21 protein-coding genes and 1 pseudogene are annotated in these 19607 nt (G+C 62.6%); 7 read left to right on the top strand and 15 right to left on the bottom strand.

All coding sequences use genetic code 11. From position 1 onward, the window contains the following. The first annotated feature begins 103 nt into the window (after positions 1-103). The 3 genes and pseudogenes from H097_RS07830 to H097_RS28640 form a co-directional block, all read left to right on the top strand. Complete coding sequence (locus H097_RS07830; protein ID WP_032858739.1) at positions 104-907, top strand: transporter substrate-binding domain-containing protein; 804 nt, start codon at positions 104-106, stop codon at positions 905-907. A 222-nt stretch (positions 908-1129) separates the two neighbouring features. Then, the gene (locus H097_RS07835) at positions 1130-3010 is read left to right on the top strand and encodes a DEAD/DEAH box helicase (protein WP_032858740.1); all 1881 of its coding nucleotides are present in this window, start codon (positions 1130-1132) and stop codon (positions 3008-3010) included. A gap of 78 nt (positions 3011-3088) precedes the next feature. Continuing rightward, positions 3089-3175: pseudogene (locus H097_RS28640) on the top strand (outer membrane lipoprotein carrier protein LolA); the annotation flags it as partial. 9 nt (positions 3176-3184) lie between these two features. On the opposite strand, the gene H097_RS07840 reads toward H097_RS28640, so the two are convergent. Then, positions 3185-3784 (bottom strand): YceI family protein, encoded by a 600-nt coding sequence (locus H097_RS07840; protein ID WP_032858743.1) that lies wholly within the window; start codon positions 3782-3784, stop codon positions 3185-3187. Between the two features lie 32 nt (positions 3785-3816). Next, on the bottom strand, positions 3817-4368 hold the full coding sequence (locus tag H097_RS07845; protein ID WP_032858744.1) for a cytochrome b: 552 nt from the start codon (positions 4366-4368) through the stop codon (positions 3817-3819). A 274-nt stretch (positions 4369-4642) separates the two neighbouring features. On the opposite strand from H097_RS07845, the gene H097_RS07850 reads away from it, so the two are divergent. Further along, complete coding sequence (locus H097_RS07850) at positions 4643-6049, top strand: adenosylmethionine--8-amino-7-oxononanoate transaminase (RefSeq protein WP_032858746.1); 1407 nt, start codon at positions 4643-4645, stop codon at positions 6047-6049. Between the two features lie 164 nt (positions 6050-6213). Further along, positions 6214-6933 carry a 16S rRNA (uracil(1498)-N(3))-methyltransferase gene (locus tag H097_RS07855; protein WP_032858748.1) on the top strand — a complete coding sequence of 240 codons (720 nt, stop codon included), beginning with the start codon at positions 6214-6216 and terminating at the stop codon, positions 6931-6933. Positions 6934-7062: 129 nt separating this feature from the next. Here the strand turns inward: H097_RS07855 and H097_RS07860 are convergent, their stop codons facing one another. From H097_RS07860 to H097_RS07870, 3 genes are read right to left on the bottom strand one after another with little or no spacing between them, the layout of a single operon-like run. After that, positions 7063-7965 carry a transporter substrate-binding domain-containing protein gene (locus tag H097_RS07860; RefSeq protein WP_032858750.1) on the bottom strand — a complete coding sequence of 301 codons (903 nt, stop codon included), beginning with the start codon at positions 7963-7965 and terminating at the stop codon, positions 7063-7065. A 24-nt stretch (positions 7966-7989) separates the two neighbouring features. Next, complete coding sequence (locus H097_RS07865) at positions 7990-8343, bottom strand: RidA family protein (RefSeq protein ID WP_032858752.1); 354 nt, start codon at positions 8341-8343, stop codon at positions 7990-7992. A gap of 9 nt (positions 8344-8352) precedes the next feature. Beyond that, positions 8353-9594 carry a D-amino acid dehydrogenase gene (locus H097_RS07870; RefSeq protein WP_032858754.1) on the bottom strand — a complete coding sequence of 414 codons (1242 nt, stop codon included), beginning with the start codon at positions 9592-9594 and terminating at the stop codon, positions 8353-8355. Between the two features lie 106 nt (positions 9595-9700). Between H097_RS07870 and H097_RS07875 the strand changes: the two genes are divergently transcribed. Continuing rightward, positions 9701-10603: a LysR substrate-binding domain-containing protein gene (locus tag H097_RS07875; protein WP_032858756.1), complete on the top strand. Its 903-nt coding sequence runs from the start codon at positions 9701-9703 to the stop codon at positions 10601-10603. Between the two features lie 59 nt (positions 10604-10662). On the opposite strand, the gene H097_RS07880 is transcribed toward H097_RS07875, so the two are convergent. Further along, positions 10663-11280: a hemolysin III family protein gene (locus tag H097_RS07880; RefSeq protein WP_032858758.1), complete on the bottom strand. Its 618-nt coding sequence runs from the start codon at positions 11278-11280 to the stop codon at positions 10663-10665. A 132-nt stretch (positions 11281-11412) separates the two neighbouring features. Here H097_RS07880 and H097_RS07885 point away from each other — a divergent pair, with 132 nt between their 5' ends. Further along, on the top strand, positions 11413-12327 hold the full coding sequence (locus H097_RS07885) for a LysR substrate-binding domain-containing protein (RefSeq protein WP_032858760.1): 915 nt from the start codon (positions 11413-11415) through the stop codon (positions 12325-12327). 118 nt (positions 12328-12445) lie between these two features. Here H097_RS07885 and madM read toward each other — a convergent pair whose 3' ends face one another. The 9 genes from madM to mdcA form a co-directional block, all read right to left on the bottom strand. Next, on the bottom strand, positions 12446-13210 hold the full coding sequence (madM, locus tag H097_RS07890) for a malonate transporter subunit MadM (RefSeq protein WP_032858762.1): 765 nt from the start codon (positions 13208-13210) through the stop codon (positions 12446-12448). Positions 13211-13215: 5 nt separating this feature from the next. Further along, positions 13216-13608: a malonate transporter subunit MadL gene (gene madL / locus H097_RS07895; protein WP_032858764.1), complete on the bottom strand. Its 393-nt coding sequence runs from the start codon at positions 13606-13608 to the stop codon at positions 13216-13218. A 66-nt stretch (positions 13609-13674) separates the two neighbouring features. Next, complete coding sequence (gene mdcH, locus H097_RS07900) at positions 13675-14580, bottom strand: malonate decarboxylase subunit epsilon (protein ID WP_032858766.1); 906 nt, start codon at positions 14578-14580, stop codon at positions 13675-13677. Next, entirely contained in the window at positions 14577-15173 is a 597-nt protein-coding gene (locus H097_RS07905) for a malonate decarboxylase holo-ACP synthase (RefSeq protein WP_032858767.1), read from the bottom strand. The genes mdcH and H097_RS07905 overlap by 4 nt, the downstream gene beginning before the upstream one ends. After that, positions 15167-15946, bottom strand: coding sequence for a biotin-independent malonate decarboxylase subunit gamma (mdcE, locus tag H097_RS07910; RefSeq protein ID WP_032858769.1), 780 nt, complete (start codon positions 15944-15946; stop codon positions 15167-15169). The genes H097_RS07905 and mdcE overlap by 7 nt, the downstream gene beginning before the upstream one ends. Then, complete coding sequence (locus H097_RS07915) at positions 15943-16785, bottom strand: biotin-independent malonate decarboxylase subunit beta (protein WP_032858771.1); 843 nt, start codon at positions 16783-16785, stop codon at positions 15943-15945. The genes mdcE and H097_RS07915 overlap by 4 nt, the downstream gene beginning before the upstream one ends. Next, on the bottom strand, positions 16778-17077 hold the full coding sequence (locus H097_RS07920) for a malonate decarboxylase subunit delta (RefSeq protein WP_032858772.1): 300 nt from the start codon (positions 17075-17077) through the stop codon (positions 16778-16780). Before H097_RS07920 ends, H097_RS07915 begins: the two co-directional genes overlap by 8 nt. Continuing rightward, positions 17077-17934, bottom strand: coding sequence for a triphosphoribosyl-dephospho-CoA synthase (locus tag H097_RS07925; RefSeq protein ID WP_032858773.1), 858 nt, complete (start codon positions 17932-17934; stop codon positions 17077-17079). The genes H097_RS07920 and H097_RS07925 overlap by 1 nt, the downstream gene beginning before the upstream one ends. Beyond that, on the bottom strand, positions 17935-19605 hold the full coding sequence (gene mdcA, locus H097_RS07930) for a malonate decarboxylase subunit alpha (protein WP_032858775.1): 1671 nt from the start codon (positions 19603-19605) through the stop codon (positions 17935-17937). Positions 19606-19607: the final 2 nt, after the last annotated feature.

Genomic DNA, 19607 nt, shown 5'->3' on the forward strand with positions numbered 1-19607 from the left:
GGAATCCTTGCGGGTCGGCAGCACAATAAAAGTTCAGGTTTGCTGCCTGAAGATCCCCGATCCAGAGCTTCTCTTTAACCTGAGACAGTCGTAACCTCAGGGTATGCCCGTCATTCTCCAGTTGTTGACCGCCGTTCTTTTTACTTGCCTGAGCCTGACCGCCCACGGCGAGAAATTGCGCATTGTCACCGAACCCTGGGCGCCTTACGTCTACGAAGAAAACGGCCAGATGCGCGGGCTCGACTACGAGACCACGGTCATCGTGTTCCAGCGCCTGGGGATCGAGGTGCAATGGCAGTTCCTGCCCTGGAAGCGTTGCCTGGCCATGCTCGACCAGGGCCTGGCCGATGGCGCGCTGGATATCTTTCACAGCCATGAGCGGGACGCAGCGCTGCTTTACCCCAGCGAACCGCTGTCCCAGGTTGAGTTTGTGATGTTCTACGCCAATCAGCGCCCACATCCGTTCCAGACCCTGGATGACCTCAAGGGGCTGACCATCGGCACCTCGCCGGGCTACCTGTATGGCCGCGAATTCAGCGAGTCCTCGGGATTCACCCGTGAGCCGGCCCCCAGCCATGAAGCCAACTTCGGTAAATTGGCCCGTGGTCGGATTGACCTGGTGATCACCGACCGCCGGGTCGGCCAACATGTGCTCAAGGCGTTGGGCCTGGAAAACCAGGTCACCCAGGCGCCGCCGGTGATCAGCAGCCAGAAGCAATTCCTCGCCGTACGCCGTGGCGCAGGCATGGACTTGCTGGTCCAGCGCTTTGCCGCCGAACTCAAGCGCTTCAAGCAAGAGCCCGCCTACGCGGCCTTGAGCGCAAAATATGCCGGTTCACACGCACAAATAGCTCCGTCAGCACGGCTGGACGACACCGTTGAGCAGCAGGAAAGCAGCGCGCAGTGATTGCTCTGTTATACTCCGGCCTTTCCGCCAGGCTTACGCCCGGCCGCTGAGGTCTTGAAAAAGGCACCCAACCCCGCTACAGCGCAGCTTTTCAGCCCGCGCGAGCCGGTGGAGTGCCCGCCAGACGCAGCAGGACCGGACGGGATTGCGCTCCCCTAAGCGCCATTCGCGCCCGGCAAGATTATCCCTTTGGGCCAAGCCCTAACTAAAACAGGATTACTCATGTCCTTTGCTTCCCTCGGTCTCTCCGAGGCTTTAGTCCGCGCCATCGAGGCAGCGGGCTATACCGAGCCTACTCCGGTGCAACAGCGGGCCATTCCCGCCGTGTTGCAAGGTCGCGACCTGATGGTCGCGGCACAGACAGGTACTGGTAAAACCGGTGGCTTCGCCCTCCCGATTCTGGAGCGGTTGTTCCCCAACGGTCACCCGGACAAATCCCAGCGTCACGGCCCGCGCCAACCGCGCGTACTGGTCCTGACCCCCACCCGCGAACTCGCAGCCCAAGTGCATGACAGCTTCAAGCTGTATGCCCGCGACCTGAAGTTCGTCAGCGCCTGCATCTTCGGCGGCGTCGGCATGAACCCACAGGTCCAGGCCATGTCCCGTGGTGTTGACGTGCTGGTCGCCTGCCCTGGTCGTTTGCTCGACCTGTGCGGCCAAGGCAGCGTCGATCTGTCCCACGTGGAAATCCTCGTGCTGGACGAAGCCGACCGCATGCTCGACATGGGCTTTGTCCATGACGTGAAGAAAGTCCTCGCACGCCTGCCGGCCAAGCGTCAGAACCTGCTGTTCTCGGCAACGTTCTCCAATGACATCACCGCCCTGGCCGGCAAGCTGCTGCACAACCCCGAGCGCATCGAAGTCACGCCGCCCAACACCACGGTCGAGCGTATCGAGCAACGGGTGTTCCGCCTGCCAGCCAGCCACAAGCGCTCGCTGTTGGCCCACCTGATCACCGCTGGCGCCTGGGAACAGGTCCTGGTGTTCACCCGCACCAAGCACGGCGCCAACCGCCTGGCCGAGTACCTGGACAAGCATGGCCTGACCGCCGTCGCCATCCACGGCAACAAGAGCCAGAACGCGCGGACCAAGGCCCTGGCCGACTTCAAGGCTGGCTCCGTACGCATCCTGGTTGCCACCGATATCGCCGCCCGCGGCCTGGATATCGACCAACTGCCACACGTGGTCAACTTCGAGCTGCCAAACGTCGATGAAGACTACGTGCACCGTATCGGCCGTACTGGCCGTGCCGGTCGTTCGGGCGAGGCCATTTCCCTGGTCGCGCCGGATGAAGAAAAACTGCTGAAAAGCATCGAGCGCATGACCAAGCAGAAAATCGCCGACGGCGACCTGATGGGCTTCGATTCCAGCACCGTGGAAGCCGAAAAACCGGAAGTGCGCGAGCGTCCGGACGTGCGTAACCCACGCAACCCACGCGGTCCAAAGGGCGATGGCCCGAACGGCGGCGGTGGTGGCGGTGGTCGTCGCGACAAAGGCAAGGACAAGGGCGGCAAGGAAAAAGCGCCAACCAACGGCCGTGGCGAACGCCCAGCCCGTGAGCAGAAGCCCCGCGAAGGTACCCCGGCCCGCGAACAGCGCCAGCCGAGCCAGCCGCCACGTGCTGCCGCTGACCGCGCACCGGACGAGTTCCTCGACGACGATGTGGATAACTTTGGTAACCGCGTTGACTACGTGCCCCAGGCCAAGCCGGCCCAGGGCCGTGGTCGTCGTCCAGGTGCCCCGGCACCGGGTGCTGGCGCCGGTACTCCGCGCACCGGTGCTCAGCCACAGGGTCGCCAGAATGGTCCGCGCAACAACAGCGGTGGCACCACCGGTACGCCACCTGCCAAGCGCAGTGGTCCGCGTAACGGCGCACCGCGTGATGGCCAGGCCCGTCGCGAAGAGTCGCGCAACCGTCGCCCGGCTCGTGATGAGCAGCCGCGCTTGTCAGAGCCGGCTGTGCAGAACCCGCGCGGCGGCCCTGCACCGAAGATCATTCACAAAGAATCGAAAAGTGATCGGATCCTGACACCTGAACAGTTGGATCAACTGCCAGGCCGTCCTCGTGGTGAAAAACCTGCGTTGCTGACTCGCAACCGCTAGGTTGTCAAAAGCATAAAAAACGCCCCGTATCTTGCGATACGGGGCGTTTTTTTATGCCTTCAAACTGTAGGAGCGAGCTTGCTCGCGAAGATCGTCAACGATGACGCAGGCGTCCTGAACGCTCGCGGCGCTCATCCGTTCTTCGCGAGCAAGCTCGCTCCTACAGACGAAGGATTACTTCGCTTTTACACCTTCAAAGGTGATGTACAGCTCAACTTTGTCGGACTGTGGACCAACGTCCATGCCGTCTTTATGGAACTCTTTGCGGCTGATGCTGGCGGTGCCTTCAAAGCCGGCACGGTAGCCGCCCCATGGATCCTTGCCTTCACCCAGGAAAGTAGCCTTGACCACGATCGGCTTGGTAACGCCGTGGAAAGTCAGGTCACCGGTCACATCGGCGGTCAGCTTGCCATCAGCATTCTTACCGGTTGGCTTGACGCTGGTGGAGACAAACTTGGCGTCAGGGAATTTGCCCGACTCCAGGAAGTCCTTGCTGGTCACGTGCTTGTCACGTTCGGCGTGGTTGGTGAAGATGCTGGCAGTGCGCACATTCACTTCGATCTTGGCATCTTCAGGCTTGGCCGCATCGAAGCTGAACTTGCCGTCCAGATCCTTGAAGGTACCGGTGATGAAGCTGTAGCCCAAGTGGCTGACCTTGACGTCGACGAAGGCGTGCTGGCCTTCCTTGTCGATCACGTAGTCAGCGGCCATCACCGAACCTGCAGACAGCAGAGCAGAACCGATTGCCAGAGCGGCGAGAGTCTTTTTCAACATGCTTTCTATTCCTTGTGAGTCGAGGTTGAACATCAGGCTTTGCGCCCCAGCATACGCACCAGGGTCGCATCACGATCAATAAAGTGGTGTTTCAAGGCCGCCACGCCATGCAGGCCGGCAAACACCACCAGTACCCAGGCCAGGTACAAATGCACCAGGCCAGCTACGTCTGCCTGGTCCGGTAGACCGGAAACCACGGCAGGAATTTCAAACAAACCAAACACCGGGATCCCGACACCGTCTGCGGTGGAAATCAGGTAGCCAGCAATCATCACGGCAAACAGCCCGAGATACAGGAACGCATGACCAAATGCCGCGCCGATCCGCGTCATGCGGCTATAACTGGCCAACGCTGGCGGCGGCGGGCTGAGCAGACGCCAGACAATACGCACCAACATGACGGCAAACAGCGTGAGGCCAATGCTCTTGTGCAAATCCGGTGCGTCTTTACGCCAGGCGCTGTAATAGTCGAGACCGACCATCCACAGGCCCAACGCGAACAAACCAAACACCACCAGCGCCACGCTCCAGTGAATAACAATGCTGACCCAGCCGTAGCGGGTCGATGAGTTTCGTAGCTGCATTACCCAAATCCCGTAAGAACTGTGCCCAAGACTAGCGATTTATCTATCGATATAAAGCGGAAAATTTTGCTTCGAAAGATCGATTAATCCGATCTTGAGCCTATGAACACTAAATTAACCAGGGATTAAGGACTATTCAGCAGAAACGTGACAGACCGTCCTGCATTTACTGCCAATTCACCGTTCATGGGTTGTGACACAGCCCGCCATTGCATAGGCTTGCGCGATTGTTTTGCCTGCGCAGGCCGTGGCAGCGCTTCGAGGAGACTAAAAGATGGGCTTGAATAACCAGTGGATGCAGCGCGACCTTGCGGTGCTGTGGCATCCCTGCACCCAGATGAAAGACCACCAGCAACTGCCGCTGGTGCCGATCAAGCGCGGTGAAGGCGTATGGCTGGAAGACTTCGAAGGCAAACGCTACCTCGATGCCGTCAGTTCCTGGTGGGTCAACGTATTCGGCCACGCCAACCCGCGCATCAACCAGCGCATCAAGGATCAGGTGGACCAACTGGAGCACGTGATCCTCGCCGGTTTCAGCCACCAGCCGGTGATCGAACTGTCCGAGCGCCTGGTGAAGATCACACCCGAAGGCCTGACCCGGTGTTTCTACGCCGACAATGGCTCGTCGTGCATCGAAGTCGCGCTGAAGATGAGCTTTCACTATTGGCTCAACCGCGGCCAGCCGAACAAAAAGCGCTTCGTCACCCTGACTAACAGCTACCACGGCGAAACCATCGCCGCGATGTCGGTAGGCGATGTGCCATTGTTCACCGAGACCTACAAGGCCTTGCTGCTGGACACCATCAAGGTGCCCAGCCCGGACTGCTACCTGCGCCCCGAAGGCATGAGCTGGGAAGAACACTCGCGCAACCTGTTCCAGGCCATGGAGCAGACCCTGGCGGACAACCACGACAGCGTCGCCGCCGTGATCGTCGAACCGCTGATCCAGGGCGCCGGTGGCATGCGCATGTACCACCCGGTGTACCTCAAGCTGCTGCGCGAAGCCTGCGACCGGTATGGCGTACACCTGATCCATGACGAAATCGCCGTGGGCTTTGGCCGTACCGGCAGCATGTTCGCCTGCGAACAGGCGGGCATCCGTCCGGACTTCCTGTGCCTGTCCAAGGCCCTGACTGGCGGCTACCTGCCACTGGCGGCCGTGGTCACCACCGAAGATGTGTACAGCGCCTTCTACGACGACTACCCGACCCTGCGCGCCTTCCTCCATTCCCACAGCTATACCGGCAACCCGCTGGCATGTGCTGCGGCCCTGGCGACCCTGGATATCTTCGAAGAAGACAACGTCATCGAGAACAACCAGGCCCTGGCCCAACGCATGGCCACGGCCACCGCGCACCTGGTGGACCACCCCCATGTGTCAGAAGTGCGCCAGACCGGCATGGTGCTGGCCATCGAGATGGTGCAGGACAAGGCCACCAAGACCGCCTACCCGTGGCAGGAACGGCGCGGCCTGAAAGTATTCGAACACGCCCTGGAACGCGGGGCCTTGCTGCGTCCCCTGGGTAGCGTGGTGTATTTCCTGCCGCCGTACGTGATTACCCCGGAGCAGATCGACTTCCTGGCCGAAGTGGCGACTGAAGGCATTGATATCGCCACCAACAGCAAAGTCAGCGTGGCAGTCCCGAAAGACTTTCACCCAGGCTTTCGCGACCCCGGCTAACCCTCCCCTGTAGGAGCCGGCTTGCCGGCGAAAAACGTGAGGACGCCGCGTTCATCCGGGCAACCCTCGTCATCGTTGACCTCCATCGCCGGCAAGCCGGCTCCTACAGGAAAAGCGTCGCTCCCGCCGTATAGCAACACACACATTATTTGCAGAGAACACCCATGAGACTGTCGCGCTTTTTCACCGATACCCCGCTGAGCCTTGGCGACCACGAGTTGCCCGAAGCCCAGGCGCATTACATCAGCCGCGTGCTGCGCATGAACGAAGGCGATGCCGTGCAACTGTTCGACGGCTCTGGCCAGGAGTTTCGCGGTAGCCTGCTGGAAGTCGGGAAAAAACGCGTGACCGTGCAACTGACCGAAGCCTTCGCCGGCCAGGTCGAATCGCCGCTGCACATTCACCTGGGCCAGGGGCTGTCCCGTGGCGAGCGTATGGACTGGGCGATCCAGAAAGCCACCGAGCTTGGGGTCAACGCCATCACGCCGATCTTCAGCGAACGCTGCGAAGTGCGCCTCAAGGACGAACGTGCCGACAAACGCCTGCTGCACTGGCGCCAGGTCGCAATCAGCGCCTGCGAGCAATGCGGCCGCTCGACAGTGCCGGTGATTCACCCACCGCTGTTGCTGGCCGACTGGCTGAAACAGGTCGAGGCCGATTTGAAGCTGGTGCTGCACCCGGTGGCCGAACCGCTGGTGAGCCATGCCAAGCCGTCGAGCCTGGCGTTCTTGATCGGGCCGGAGGGTGGCTTGACCGATGGCGAAGTAGAAACCGCACAACACGCAGGTTTCCACGCCGCACGACTGGGCCCGCGGGTGTTGCGCACCGAGACTGCACCGGTAGTCGCGCTATCCGTTGCTCAACAACTCTGGGGCGACTTCTAACCCTGCATGTAAACCCAATCAAAAATGTGGGAGCGGGCTTGCTCGCGATAGCGTTTTATCAGTCTGCGGATGTATTGACTGACACACCGCTTTCGCGAGCAAGCCCACTCCCACATGGGGATTGAGTGTTTACTCCACCGGATCACTCACCGGCTTGGCAATGATCGCCTTCAGCTCGCTGGTCATCGGGAACTCTAGGTTCAAGCCCTTCGGCGGAATCGGCTGTTCAAACCAGCGCTGGTAAATCCCATTGATTTCCCCCGAGCTGTACAGCTCGCCCAGGGTCTCGTTGACCACCGCCAGAAACTGCGGGTCGTCCTTGCGCACCATGCAGCTGTAGATTTCCCGCGACTGCTCCTCGCCTACCACCACCCATTTGTGCGGGTCCTTGGCCTTGGCACGCTCGCCGTAGAGCAAAGCGTCATCCATATAGAACGCCACGGCGCGGCCCGATTGCAGCATCTGGAACGCTTCACCATGGTCCTTGGCGCTGATTACCGACATATCCAACTTGTGCTCGTGGTTGTAGCTCTTGAGGAACCGTTCGTTGGTGGTACCGGCGGTGGTCACCACATTCTTGCCACGCAGGTCGGCGAAGCGCTGGATACCGCTGTCGTTGGCGGTGAGCAACTGGCCCTTCACGTAGATAAAGCCATAGGAAAACGCCACCTGCTTCTGCCGCTCGGCCGTGACCCCGGTGGAGCCGCACTCAAGGTCCACGGTGCCGTTGATCACCAACGGAATGCGGGTCTGGGAGGTGACCAGGTTGTACTTCACATTGAGCTGGGGCACGCCAGTCTTCTGCTGGATGCGCTCGACGATCTTGCTCGCCAGGTCCACCGAGTAACCCATGGGCTTGCCGGTGTGGTCACCGACATAGGAAAACGGCACCGACGCATCACGGTAGCCCAGGGTGATGCTCTTGGCATTGGCGACCTTGGCCAGGGTGCCCGTCAGCGGCGCTTCATTGGCCTGGGCCTGGGCCGTCAACAGCAGCCCCAGTGCAGTGCCGATCAACGTGATTTTGTGCATTGTTATTCTCCGTTGGTTTTCTTGTTATGGACGACGTACAGCAATGACGCTGATTTCCACCAGCACGCTCGGGCGTGCCAGTTCCGCCTGCAGGGTGGTGCGGGTCGGTGCCTGGCCGGGCGTGAGCCAGGCGGACCAGACATCGTTCATCGGCGCAAAGCCATCCTGGATGTTCTTCAGGTAAATGGTTGCGTTGAGCAGATGATCCTTGTCGCTGCCAGCCTCGGCCAGTAGCGCATCAATCTTGGCGAGCACCTCTCGGGTCTGGGTGGTGACGTCCTGGCCTTCGTCCGGCACCTGGCCGGAGAGAAATACCAGGCCCTGGAAGGTCACGGCGCCCGACAGGCGACTGTTGCTGTTGATCCGGGTGATGGTCATTGCTATGTCCTAAGCGGCGCGGGGCGCAAGGCCCTGCATATCAATGGAAGGTCTGTGCTGGCCGATCAGTTCCGCCAACACCTGGCCGCTGCCACAAGCCAGGGTGAAACCCAGGGCGCCGTGACCGAGGTTGAGCCACAGGTTGCGGTACACACTGGCGCCGATCAGCGGCACGCCGCTGGGGGTGGCCGGGCGCATGCCGGCCCACTCGATGGCTTGGCTGTAATCGCCGGCCAGGGGGAAGGTCTCACTGGCCTGGCGCTTGATCAGGGCCAGGCGCTTGGGCTCAAGGCCCGTATCAAAACCGACGATGTCGACCATTGCCGCCACCCGCAACTGCTCGCCGATACGTGCATACACGATCTTGCGGTCATAGTCGGTGATGCTGATCCTTGGCGCTGCATGCTCCTCGCCAATCGGCACGCTCAAGCTGTAGCCCTTGAGCGGGTACAACGGCAATGCGATGCCCGGCAAGGCCAGTTCGGGGCTGCGCACCCCCGCTGCCAGCACCAGGTGCTCCACCGGCATCACCTCGTCGCCCAACTCAATCGCCTGCACCGTGCCGTTGGCATGGCGAATACCGGAGACCTTGCGGCCCAGCAAAAACCGGCAGCGGCCCGACGCTTCCAGGCGCGCGGCTAATTGTTGGCAAAACGCATGACAGTCCGCCACTTCTTCATTGGGCGTGTAGATCCCACCGACAAAATCCTGGGCGCCCAGGGTCGGCTCCAGCCGTGTGCAATCGGCGGCGGACAACACCTGCTGTTGCAGGCGGTCCATGACTTTGCCCCGGGCATGCTCGAAGGTGTGATGGCTGCGAAACGTCACCAGCTTGCCGTTGCGCTGCCAGTCGAAGCCGTCCAGCCCATCCTCTTCGCGCCATTGCTGCAAGATGCCCTGGCTCAAGGTGGCCAGGCGCAGCAAGTGGCTGGCATTGCGCTTGTTCACCGAAGCCCGGCAGGCGCCGAGGAACGAGGCCATCCAGCGCCATTGCGCCGGGTCCAGGCGGGGCCGCAGCTTCAACGGCGAGTCACCGCGCAGCATCCAGCCAATCGCTTGCAATGGCACGCCTTTGTCCGCCAGCGGCGCGACGTAGCGATAGGACAGTTGGCCGCCATTGGCAAAACTGGTCTCGCTGCCCAGGCTGTCGCGGGCCTCGACCACCGTCACGTCCATGCCGGCGCGCACCAGGGCATAGGCGCTCGCCAGACCGATGACCCCACCGCCAATGATGCAAACCTGCTGAGCCATGTGCGTTCTCGATGCTTGTTATGAGCGTCCAAGACTAGGGGCAGGTGACAGGCGCCGGACAATGAATAAAGATGGACCACCTATAAACAAAGGTTATGGACTCGTCATGCGCTTGCGTCATATCGAAATCTTCCAGGCCATCCGCCAGACCGGCTCCGTCAGCGCCGCCGCGCAGTTGCTGCACGTCTCGCAACCGGCGGTGACCAAAGTGCTGCAACACGCCGAACTGCAACTGGGCTTCCCGCTGTTCCTGCGCATACGCGGCAAACTGCAGCCCACCCCGGAAGCCCTGGCCCTGGAGCGCGAAGTCGATAAGGTCAGCGAAAGCCTGCAAGGCGTGCGGCGCCTGGCCCAGAACCTGCGGCGCGCGCCCGGCCAAAGCCTGCGCATCGGCGCCACACCGGCCCTGGCCTTGTCATTGTTGCCACCGGCGATTGGCGAGTGGACCCAACGCTACCCGGACATTGCCTGCGAACTGTCCAGCGCCCACAGCCGCGAACTGGTGCAAAACCTGTTGATGCGCGAGATGGATGTGGCGCTGACGCTCAAGTCCCCAGACCATCCAGGGCTCAAGGCCCAGGCCTTGGCCCATGGCGTGTTGGTCGCGCTGGCACCACGGGGTTACTGGGCACAGGCTGAACTGGGCAAGCCCTTGCCCTTGATGGCCCTGGCGGGCGCACCGTTGATTGGCCTGTCCAGCGCCGACCCGCTGTCGGCGCGACTCGATAGTTACCTGGAGGCCGTCGAACCGCCGCCGCGCGTGCGCATTTCAGTCCAGACCTACTCCCTGGCCCGGGCCATGGTGGAGTCCGGCGCCGGCCTGGCCGTGATCGACCCCTTCACCGCGCTGGGCGCTTCCACCGACAGCACCTGCATCCGTCCCCTGGCCCCGCCGCTGCCCATCACCCTGTACGCCCTGACCCGCGCGGATGAACCGCCGCCGCATATGTTGGCCAGCCTGCTGGAGATCTTTGGCAGCCGTGCCCAGGAGCAGCTAGACCGCCTCTAAAACACCGCAGAACCCTGTAGGAGCCAGCGCCCACACAAAAGCCAGCTCCATGTGGTCTGTCAGAGCACATAGCGCATGATCGCCACAAAGTGCAGCAGGCTGCCGCCGATCACGAACAAATGCCAGATCCCATGGGAGTGCCGCAGCCGATGCTCCAGGGCAAAAAAGATAATCCCCACCGTGTACAGCACCCCACCCGACGCCAGCCAGATAAAACCGTCCGTACCCAACGCGGCAATCAACGGTTTGACCGCCACCAGCACGATCCAGCCCATCACCGCATAGATCACAATCGACAAAATGCGCGCCTCGGAGCGCGGCTTGATCTCCTGCAGGATCCCGATCACCGCCAGCCCCCAGACAATCCCGAACAACGTCCAACCCCATGGCCCGTTCAGGGTCACCAGGCAAAACGGGGTGTAGCTGCCGGCGATCAGCAGGTAGATCGAAAAGTGATCGACCTTCTGCATGATTTCTTTTTTGCGCCCGCGCACGCTGTGATACACCGTCGAGGCGCTGTACAGCACCAGCAGGGTAAAACCATAGATCGCCACACTGACGATCTTCCACGGGCTGCCGTCCATGCTCGCCACCACCAGCATCCACACCGCGCCGATAAAGGCCGCCACGGCGCCGAGCAAATGACTCCAGGCGTTGAATCGTTCTCCGTGATACATGTGTCGCCAACCTCCAAAACTGCTGCATCGACCCCGTAAGGCTCAGGCCTGACAGGCCAGAGTGCAAGACCGTTATGACGGTTGCGGCGCTTTAAGGGCACAATCGAACGCATTCGAATAAGAGTCATCGCCATGCAGATCGATGAAGAGTTCACCCTCAAGAAACTGGAAATCTTCCTGGCCTTCATGCGCACCGGCAACCTGGCCCGCGCCGCCGCCGAGTTGCAGACCAGCAATGTCAGCGTGCACCGGGCCATCCACTCCCTGGAAAACGCCCTGCGCTGCCCGTTGTTCAAGCACGAAGGCCGCAACCTCACCCCGCTGGAAAGCGCCTACGTGCTCGAAGAACGCGCACAGAAGCTGGTACAAGACGTGGTCGATAGCGTGCGCCTGACCCGCGAAGCCGCTGGTTTCTCCGCCGAACGCTTCAAGCTCGGCGCCCTGTATTCGCTGACGGTCAAGACCGTGCCGCAACTGATCATGGGCCTGAAAATCCGCCGCAGCGAGCTCAATATCGACCTGATCCTGGGCTCCAACGTCGACCTGATGTACAAGCTCAAGAACATGGAAGTCGACGCGATCCTGATCTCCCTCGACGACCAGGTGATGGAGCCAGACTGCGCGCAGATCCAGCTGTTTTCCGATGACATCTTCCTCGCTACCCCCGCCGACTCGCCCCTGGACCGCGAACAGGAAATCGACCTGGCCCAGGTGCGCGACGCCACCTTCATCACCCTGACCCAAGGCTTCGCCACTCACCAGGACGGCGCACGGGTGTTCAAACAGGCGGGTTTCGAGCCGAAGGTGGCGATGCAGGTCAACGACATCTTCACCCTGCTGAGCATGGTCAGCTCGGGGGTGGGATATGCATTGCTGCCGGGAAGGATTGCGGCGGTGTATGAGAACCGGGTGAAGCTGATTCCATTGCAGGCGCGCTACCGGCTGCAGCAGCACATTGGCGTGGTGTTCTTGAAGGCCAAGGAGCGCGATCCGAATTTGCTGGCGTTGTTGGCAGAGTGTCGGATGTATGCCAATCGGCAGGATTGAAACCGCCATCGCAGGCAAGTCGAATCGTCGCACCGCAGCTCCCACATTTGAAATGCATTCCAATGTGGGAGCTGGCTTGCCTGCGATGGGGCCCTATCTTTTAACAGCGATCTACGCCCTACCCCACCAACCCCCGCATCAGCAAAAACAACAACGAAGGCCCCAACAGACACCCCAGCGCCGTATAAAACGCCGCCGTCAGGCAGCCATAGGGCACCAGCTTCGGATCGGTCGCCGCCAACCCACCCGCCACGCCGCTGGAAGTACCCATCAACCCGCCAAAGATCACCGCACTGCGCGGGCTGTTCAGGCCAATCAGCGGCGCCACGAACGGCGTCATCACCATCACCAAAATGGCCTTGATCAACCCCGCCGCAATGGACAGCGCCATCACCTCGGAACTGGCGCCAATCGCCGCCCCGGTCACGGGCCCGACGATATAGGTCACCGCCCCGGCACCGATGGTGGTCAGGCTCACCGCATCGGTGTAGCCAAACGCCATGGCCACCCCAACACCTGCGACAAATGACGAGCCGACGCCCACAAACAGTGCAAGCACCCCCACGTATCCGGCACGCTTGAGCTCTTCGACGCTCACCCCAAACGCGGTGGCCACAATGGCAAAGTCGCGCAGCATCGCCCCGCCCAGCAGACCGATGCCCGACAGCAGCGGGATATCCACCACGCCCTTGGACCCGCCGGTAAACGCACCCCCCACATAGGACAGAACCAGGCCCAGCAGGATCGCGATAGCCGACCCATGCAGGCGGCCTTTGGTGAAGGTATCGCTGATCCAGTAGGACACCCACATGGTCAGGCCGATCACCGCAAAACCACTGATCAGGCCGTAGCCGGTGAAGACTTTCATCAAGGATTCGTACATGGCGCTCACCCTGCCGACTTGGTGGTGACGACCGCATCCGGCTCACGGTTGCCGATGCGGACCAACACCGGTACCAGGGCAAATGCCACCACCACCGCGCAGGTGCCGGCGAGGATTGCCATGGGGCCACCGCTGATCGCGCCATAGACGTTTTGCTGGGCCGCCATGGCCACCACAATCGGGATATACACCGCCGCCCAGAAGCTCACGCCCTGCTCCGACTTGCCAGTAAACAGGCCACGCTTGCCCAGGTAACTGCCCAGGCCGATCAGCAGCAACATCGCGATCCCCACCCCACCGACGTTGGCCGGAATGCCCATCCATTTGCCCAACAGCTCGCCGATAAACAGGCCCGCCAGGGTACACAGCGCCAGAAACGCCACACCGTAGATAATCATGCTGGTTGTCCTCTTGATGCTTGATCGAAATTGTTGTTTTTGTGCTTCGAAAGCCAAGGTCATGCTTTATCGGTGGCGGCGGCCCTCCTGTTCCAGCAGGGCCTGCAAGGTGTCCAGGCGGGCACCGTCGAAGGCAATCACGGTGCCTTGTTCAAATACCCGCCGCGCAAGGCCGGTGAGTACCGCGCCGGGAGGCAGTTCGATTTGCAGGCGCACGCCGCGCTCATAGGCGCTTTGCACGGTGCCGCGCCAATCGACGATGCGGCACATGTTGAAGGCCAGGTCATCGCGCAGTTGTTCAACATCACGGATTGGCCGCGCACGGGTGCTGCTCAGGTAGGTGATGGTCGGTGCCTTGAGCGTGACCTTGGCGAAGGCTTCGGCCAGTGTTTGCGCAGGCACCTCCAGCAGCGCGCAATGGGACGGCACGCTGACGGCCAGCCGCTTGGCCACGCCCTTGCCTTTGATACGGTCGGCGACCTTCTGCATGGCCGCATCACTGCCGGCGATCACGCTCTGGTTGTCGGCGTTGATATTGGCCAGGTACACCGGTGAATCAGGGCCATGGACCTCGGCCAGCACGCTTTCGACGGTGGATAACTCCAGGCCGATCAGCGCGGTCATGCCGTAACCCTGTGGATAAGCCTGCTGCATCAGTTCACCGCGCAGGCTGACCAGCCTGAGTGCATCGGCAAACGCCAGGGCGCCGGCGATCACGGCCGCCGGGTAAGCGCCGATGGACAGGCCCGCCACGTAGTCCGGCGTGTGTTGCAACTGACGGGCATGAGCCACGCCGGCGATCAGCAGGCACAGTTGCACTGCGCGGGTACTGGCCAGGGCCTGCGCCGAATCGAGCTGGCGCACATCGTGCGCCAAGGCATCGCTGGCTTCGTCGAGGACGCTGGCGGGTAATTGTTGGAGCATGCCCGGGCGCTGGGCGCCCTGCCCCGGGAATACCAAAAGACTGCTCATGCCACCGCCTGCCATGGATCGACGACCAGGTGCGCGCCGCTGGCATTTTTCAACAGAACCCGCTGCGATGGGCCGGCCCATTCCCGCAAGGCCACCGCGCCATACGGCGTTTGCAGTTGCAGATCCACGGCACACGGCGCCGTGTCCAGAATCGCCAGCAGATCTTCGGCATCGCCCCGCCCAAGACGCTCGGGGGTGCGCAGCAGTAAATCCAGATCACTCTGGGCATGCAGCGCTTCAATACCCGTAGCTAACTCGAAACCCGCACTGCCAGTGACGCCCCAGATCTCCTTCGCCAGCACCGCCCGCAGTTGCGCGAGTGCCCGCAGCGCCGGCAGATTGCGGGGCGAGATCACGTCGCACAGTGCCTCGGGCACCACCCGCCGCCGCACTGCCGCAAGCGGCATCACGGCGGCAAAGCGCTGCTCACGCAAACGCCCGCGCACACCCACCGCCACATGGCCCGGTTCAGCCTGCGCCCGGCGTACCACCACCGGGTGTCCCGCGCCGATCACGTCCAGCACCCAGGCCGGTGCGTCAGCAGGCAAATGCGCCGGGGTCATGCCCCAAAGCAAGTCGTGAGCGTTCACCATTGCTCCCGCAGCAGCTCGCGTACATGGCTGGACGCCGCACGGTTGACGGCGCCCAGGCGCCCCCGCAAATCCCGCACGCCGCTGTTCTGTATGTCCTTGATCGCCTGCACCAGGCAATCGCTGACCCGCGCCAGGTCGTCGGCAGTCGGTTGTTCAATCTGGCTGACGGTCAGGGTTTCCCACAACAAACCAAGGCTGGCGTAGCTGTCGATGTCGTAGGCCATGGGCGGCACGCTGGCGGCCAGGGCTTCCAGTTCTTCGACGCTGCGCAAGGTCACCCGCGCCGCCGAGGCCTTGCCCATGGCGTGCACCATCACCCCAGGATCGCGCAGGGCAATCAGGCGATTGGCTTGGTAGCCATGGGCAAGAAACGCACCGGACATAGCCTTGCCCACCAGCAATGCGATCACCGGATGCCCGGCCAGACGGGCGCGGGCGTAACTGTCTGCTGCGCCAGCCAAGGCTTGATGAATGCCCAGCGCTTCTTCGCGACGGCCATAGGCCTGGCTCGGCACATCAACGATGGCAATGATCGGCCGTTGATCGCCGCTGGCGATGGCTTCATCCACCGCCTTGGCCAAGCCCCAGCCTTCCAGCAAACCCACCTCACCCTGGCGTGCGCGGGGGAAGCGGTTGGCGGCATCCGGCACCACCGCGATAAACCGTACGGCCTGCTCGCCGAGCACGCCATCCGCCACTTTCAACGACGCCGGCAAACCCGCCACCGGCGCTGCGCCAGCGCTCAATGCATTGAACCACTGCAAACCTCTCATGAGCGTTCTCCCTGATACAGGTCACGAACCGTGGCCGGCTCAATCTGCGGTGCGGCGTCCAGTTCAGCCAGGCGCGCCAGGTAATAGTCGGCCTGGCGACTGCGTTGAGTGGCCGGCAAACCTTGCTGCAACAGTTCACTGATCTGCTGGCGGATCTGCGCCACGTCGTCCGCCACATAGCGGTCGGCCAGGCCGCTGTTGAAGCGCTGCTCGCCGCCGGTCAGGCTCCAGATAAAGGGCCGGTCGCGGGAGTCGTACTCTTCAAGGCCGGCTTCCTGCTCGATCACCTGCGGGCCGTTCAGGCCCAGGCGGGCTTCGCGGGTCACCAGCAGGTAGCTGCACAGGCCGGCGGCGATGGACATGCCGCCAAAACAACCGACACTCCCAGCCACCACGCCGATCACCGGCTGGTACTGGCGCAGGTCGACAATCGCGGCGTGAATATCGGCAATCGCCGCCAGCCCAAGGTTGGCTTCCTGCAAGCGCACGCCGCCGGTTTCCAGCAGCAGCACGGCGCGTGTGGGAACGCCGTTGCGGTTGTCCTCGGCGGCCAGCTCCAGGGCGCCGGCGATTTTCGCGCCGCCCACTTCACCGAGGCTGCCGCCCTGGAAGTTGCCTTCGATGGCGGCGATCACCACGGGTAAACCGTCGAGGGTGCCCTTGGCGATCACCACCCCATCGTCGGCTTGCGGGACCACGCCCTGGCGACTCAGCCAAGGCGACATTACGCGTTGGAACGGGTCGATCAGTTCCCGGTAGCTGCCGGCATCCAGCAACGCCTTGGCCCGCTGACGGGCGCCGAGCTCGACGAAGCTGTGTCGGTTGAGTAAGTCAGTCATGGCCCAGCTCCTCGAAACCTTGCTCCAGACGCAAGCGCACCACGCCGGGGGTGGCGCCAAAATCGTGGATCTGAATGTTCAAGGCCGGCGGTGTCTGTTCCTGGAAAAGCCGCTGGAACAGGTGTTGCCAGCGTTGCTCGGCGCCGTTGACCGAGGTTTGCACCTGGATGTTCAAGGTGCCCGCAGTGCCCGGCTCCAACAGCACTTCAAGGTCGCCGGAACCGACGCAACCCACCAGCGCACGGCCTTTGGGCGGCTGCCCGGCAGGGAATTCAAAAGATAGGGTTTCCATCAAAACGCTCCGTCGCAAGACTCGATGCGGTCGATAAACAGGCAGGCGGCCAACAGGTCGGCGGCGCCACCGGGGGAAGCATTCAGGGCCAGTAGCTGTTGGTCCAGTTCGTTGAGCCGGCGACGCCCGCCCAGGCTGGCGCTGCCGCCTGCATCGAGCACGGCCTGGGCGCCCTGCTGCATGGCTTGCAGGCCTTCGGTGCCGGCACGGTAGAGCACGCAGGTGTCGGCCAGTTGGGTCATGATCGCCAGCAGCGCATCGAGCCGAGCGTTCTGCTCGCCCTGTTGTTGCACGCGGCTTGCGTGCAGTTGCGGCAGGCCGCGTTGCAGCACCGCAGGGAAGCCCAATTGCGCTTCTTCCCGGGCGCCGCGCACGCCGTAGCGTTGGGCGACTTGTACGCCATGGCTCAACGGTTGCGGCGCATAGCGGTCATTGAGCAGGGCCAGGCGCGCGGCGCGCAGGCTCAGGGCGCTGGCGTTGCGGGACGTGGGGTCCAACGCGACGGCAGCCACCAGCAGGCCGAGGGCCCAGATCGCGCCACGATGGGTGTTCACGCCTTGTGTGGTGGTGAGCATCGCTTGCTCACCTTCGCGCCCGATACGACCGAGGGCTTCGCGCAGCGGCAAGCCGATTTCACCCAGCTCAATCGCCGCCTCGGCCATTTCCTTGAACGCCGGCCACAAGGACAGCGCCGAGGCATGCATCAAGCCCAGGTGCAGATCGTTGTGGGCGCCGTTGCCGCGCCGATCCACCAATGCCGGTTTGGGCGACAAGTCGGCTTCGTCGATCAGCGCGTCGACCGCCAGGTCCGCCAGTTGTTCGGCCAGGGTCAGTGTGTGCAGTTTGAGTGCGTGCATTTACCAGCTCCTGAACTTGGCGGGCGGGTTGTACAGGCCGCCGGACCAGTCCACCAGGTCGGCCACGCTTTTGGCCGCCAGCAGTTCGCGGGTGGCGTCGGTGCGACGGATGCCGAGGTCTTCGGGCAAGGCAATCAAGCCTTCGCGGCGCATGCGCGCAGTGTCCTTGGGGTTATGGCGCAAGCCGATGGCCGTGACTCCGGCGACGGCGGCGATCATCGCCTGGCGCTCTTCCAGGGAGCGCGCCTTGTACAGGTAGGCGATGCCTTCTTCGGTGAGCAGGTGGGTCACGTCGTCGCCGTAAATCATGATCGGCGCCAGCGGCATGCCGCTTTTGCGCGCCACTTCCACCGCGTCGAGGGTTTCGACGAAGGTGGGTTTGCCGCCCTCCTGGAAGGTCTCGACCATTTGCACGACGAGTTTTTTGCCGCGCTCCAGCAGGGCTTCGGGGGCGTCGCCGTGGCGCATGTCGAGCCAGGCCGGGGTGCCGTGGCGGCGCCCGCGCGGGTCGTGGCCCATATTCGGCGCACCACCAAACCCGGCCAGGCGACCACGGGTCACGGTGGAGGAATGCCCATCGCCATCGACCTGCAAGGTGGCGCCGATAAACAGATCCACCGCGTATTGGCCGGCCAGTTGGCAGAACATCCGGTTGGAGCGCAGCGAGCCGTCGCGACCGGTGAAGAACACATCCGGCCGCGCGGCGATGTAGTGTTCCATGCCCAGTTCGGTGCCGAAGCAATGCACGCTCTCGACCCAGCCGCTTTCGATGGCGGGGATCAGCGTCGGGTGCGGGTTGAGGGTCCAGTTGCGGCAGATCTTGCCTTTGAGGCCCAGGGATTCGCCGTAGGTCGGCAGGATCAATTCAATCGCCGCGGTGTTAAAGCCGATGCCGTGGTTCAGCGACTGAACGTTGTGTTTCTCATAGATGCCACGGATCGCCATCATCGCCATCAACACATGCACCGGCTTGATGTGGCGCGGGTCGCGGGTGAACAGCGGTTCGATGTAGAACGGCTTGTCGGCCACCACCACAAAATCCACCCAGCTCGCCGGAATGTCCACCCGGGGCAAGTCGCTGACGTCATCCACCAACTGGTTGACCTGGACGATGACGATGCCATCGCTGAAGGCCGCCGGCTCGATCAGCGCCGGGGTGTCTTCGGTGCTGGGGCCGGTGTAGATGTTGCCGGCGCGGTCGGCCATGAAGCCGGCAGACAGCACCACGTTGGGGATCAGGTCCACCACCAGCCGTGCATAGAGTTCGATGTAGGTGTGAATCGCACCGACTTCCAACAGACCGTCTTCGAGCAACTGGCTGATGCGCAGGGATTGGGTGCCGGCGAACGAAAAGTCGAGCTTGCGCGCGATGCCCTTTTCAAACAGATCCAGGTGCTCGGAGCGCCCGACGCTGGGCATGATCATGTGCAAGTCATGGAGCACGGCCGGGTCGGCCTTGGCCAGGGAGCGCGAGAGAAAGTCGGCCTGCTTCTGGTTGTTGCCTTCCAGCACCACCCGGTCGCCGGGCAGGATCAGGGCTTCAAGGGCCTCGACAATGCGCTCGGTGGGCAACACCACGCCATCAGTCAGGGAGGCCACCCGCGCCAGGCGCCGCTGTTTCTCATCGCGTCGCCGCGTCCAGCGCGAGTCGGGGGTTATTGTTGTTGTCATGA

It is taken from the genome of Pseudomonas sp. FH4, from assembly GCF_000510915.2.
Taxonomy (GTDB): domain Bacteria; phylum Pseudomonadota; class Gammaproteobacteria; order Pseudomonadales; family Pseudomonadaceae; genus Aquipseudomonas; species Aquipseudomonas brenneri.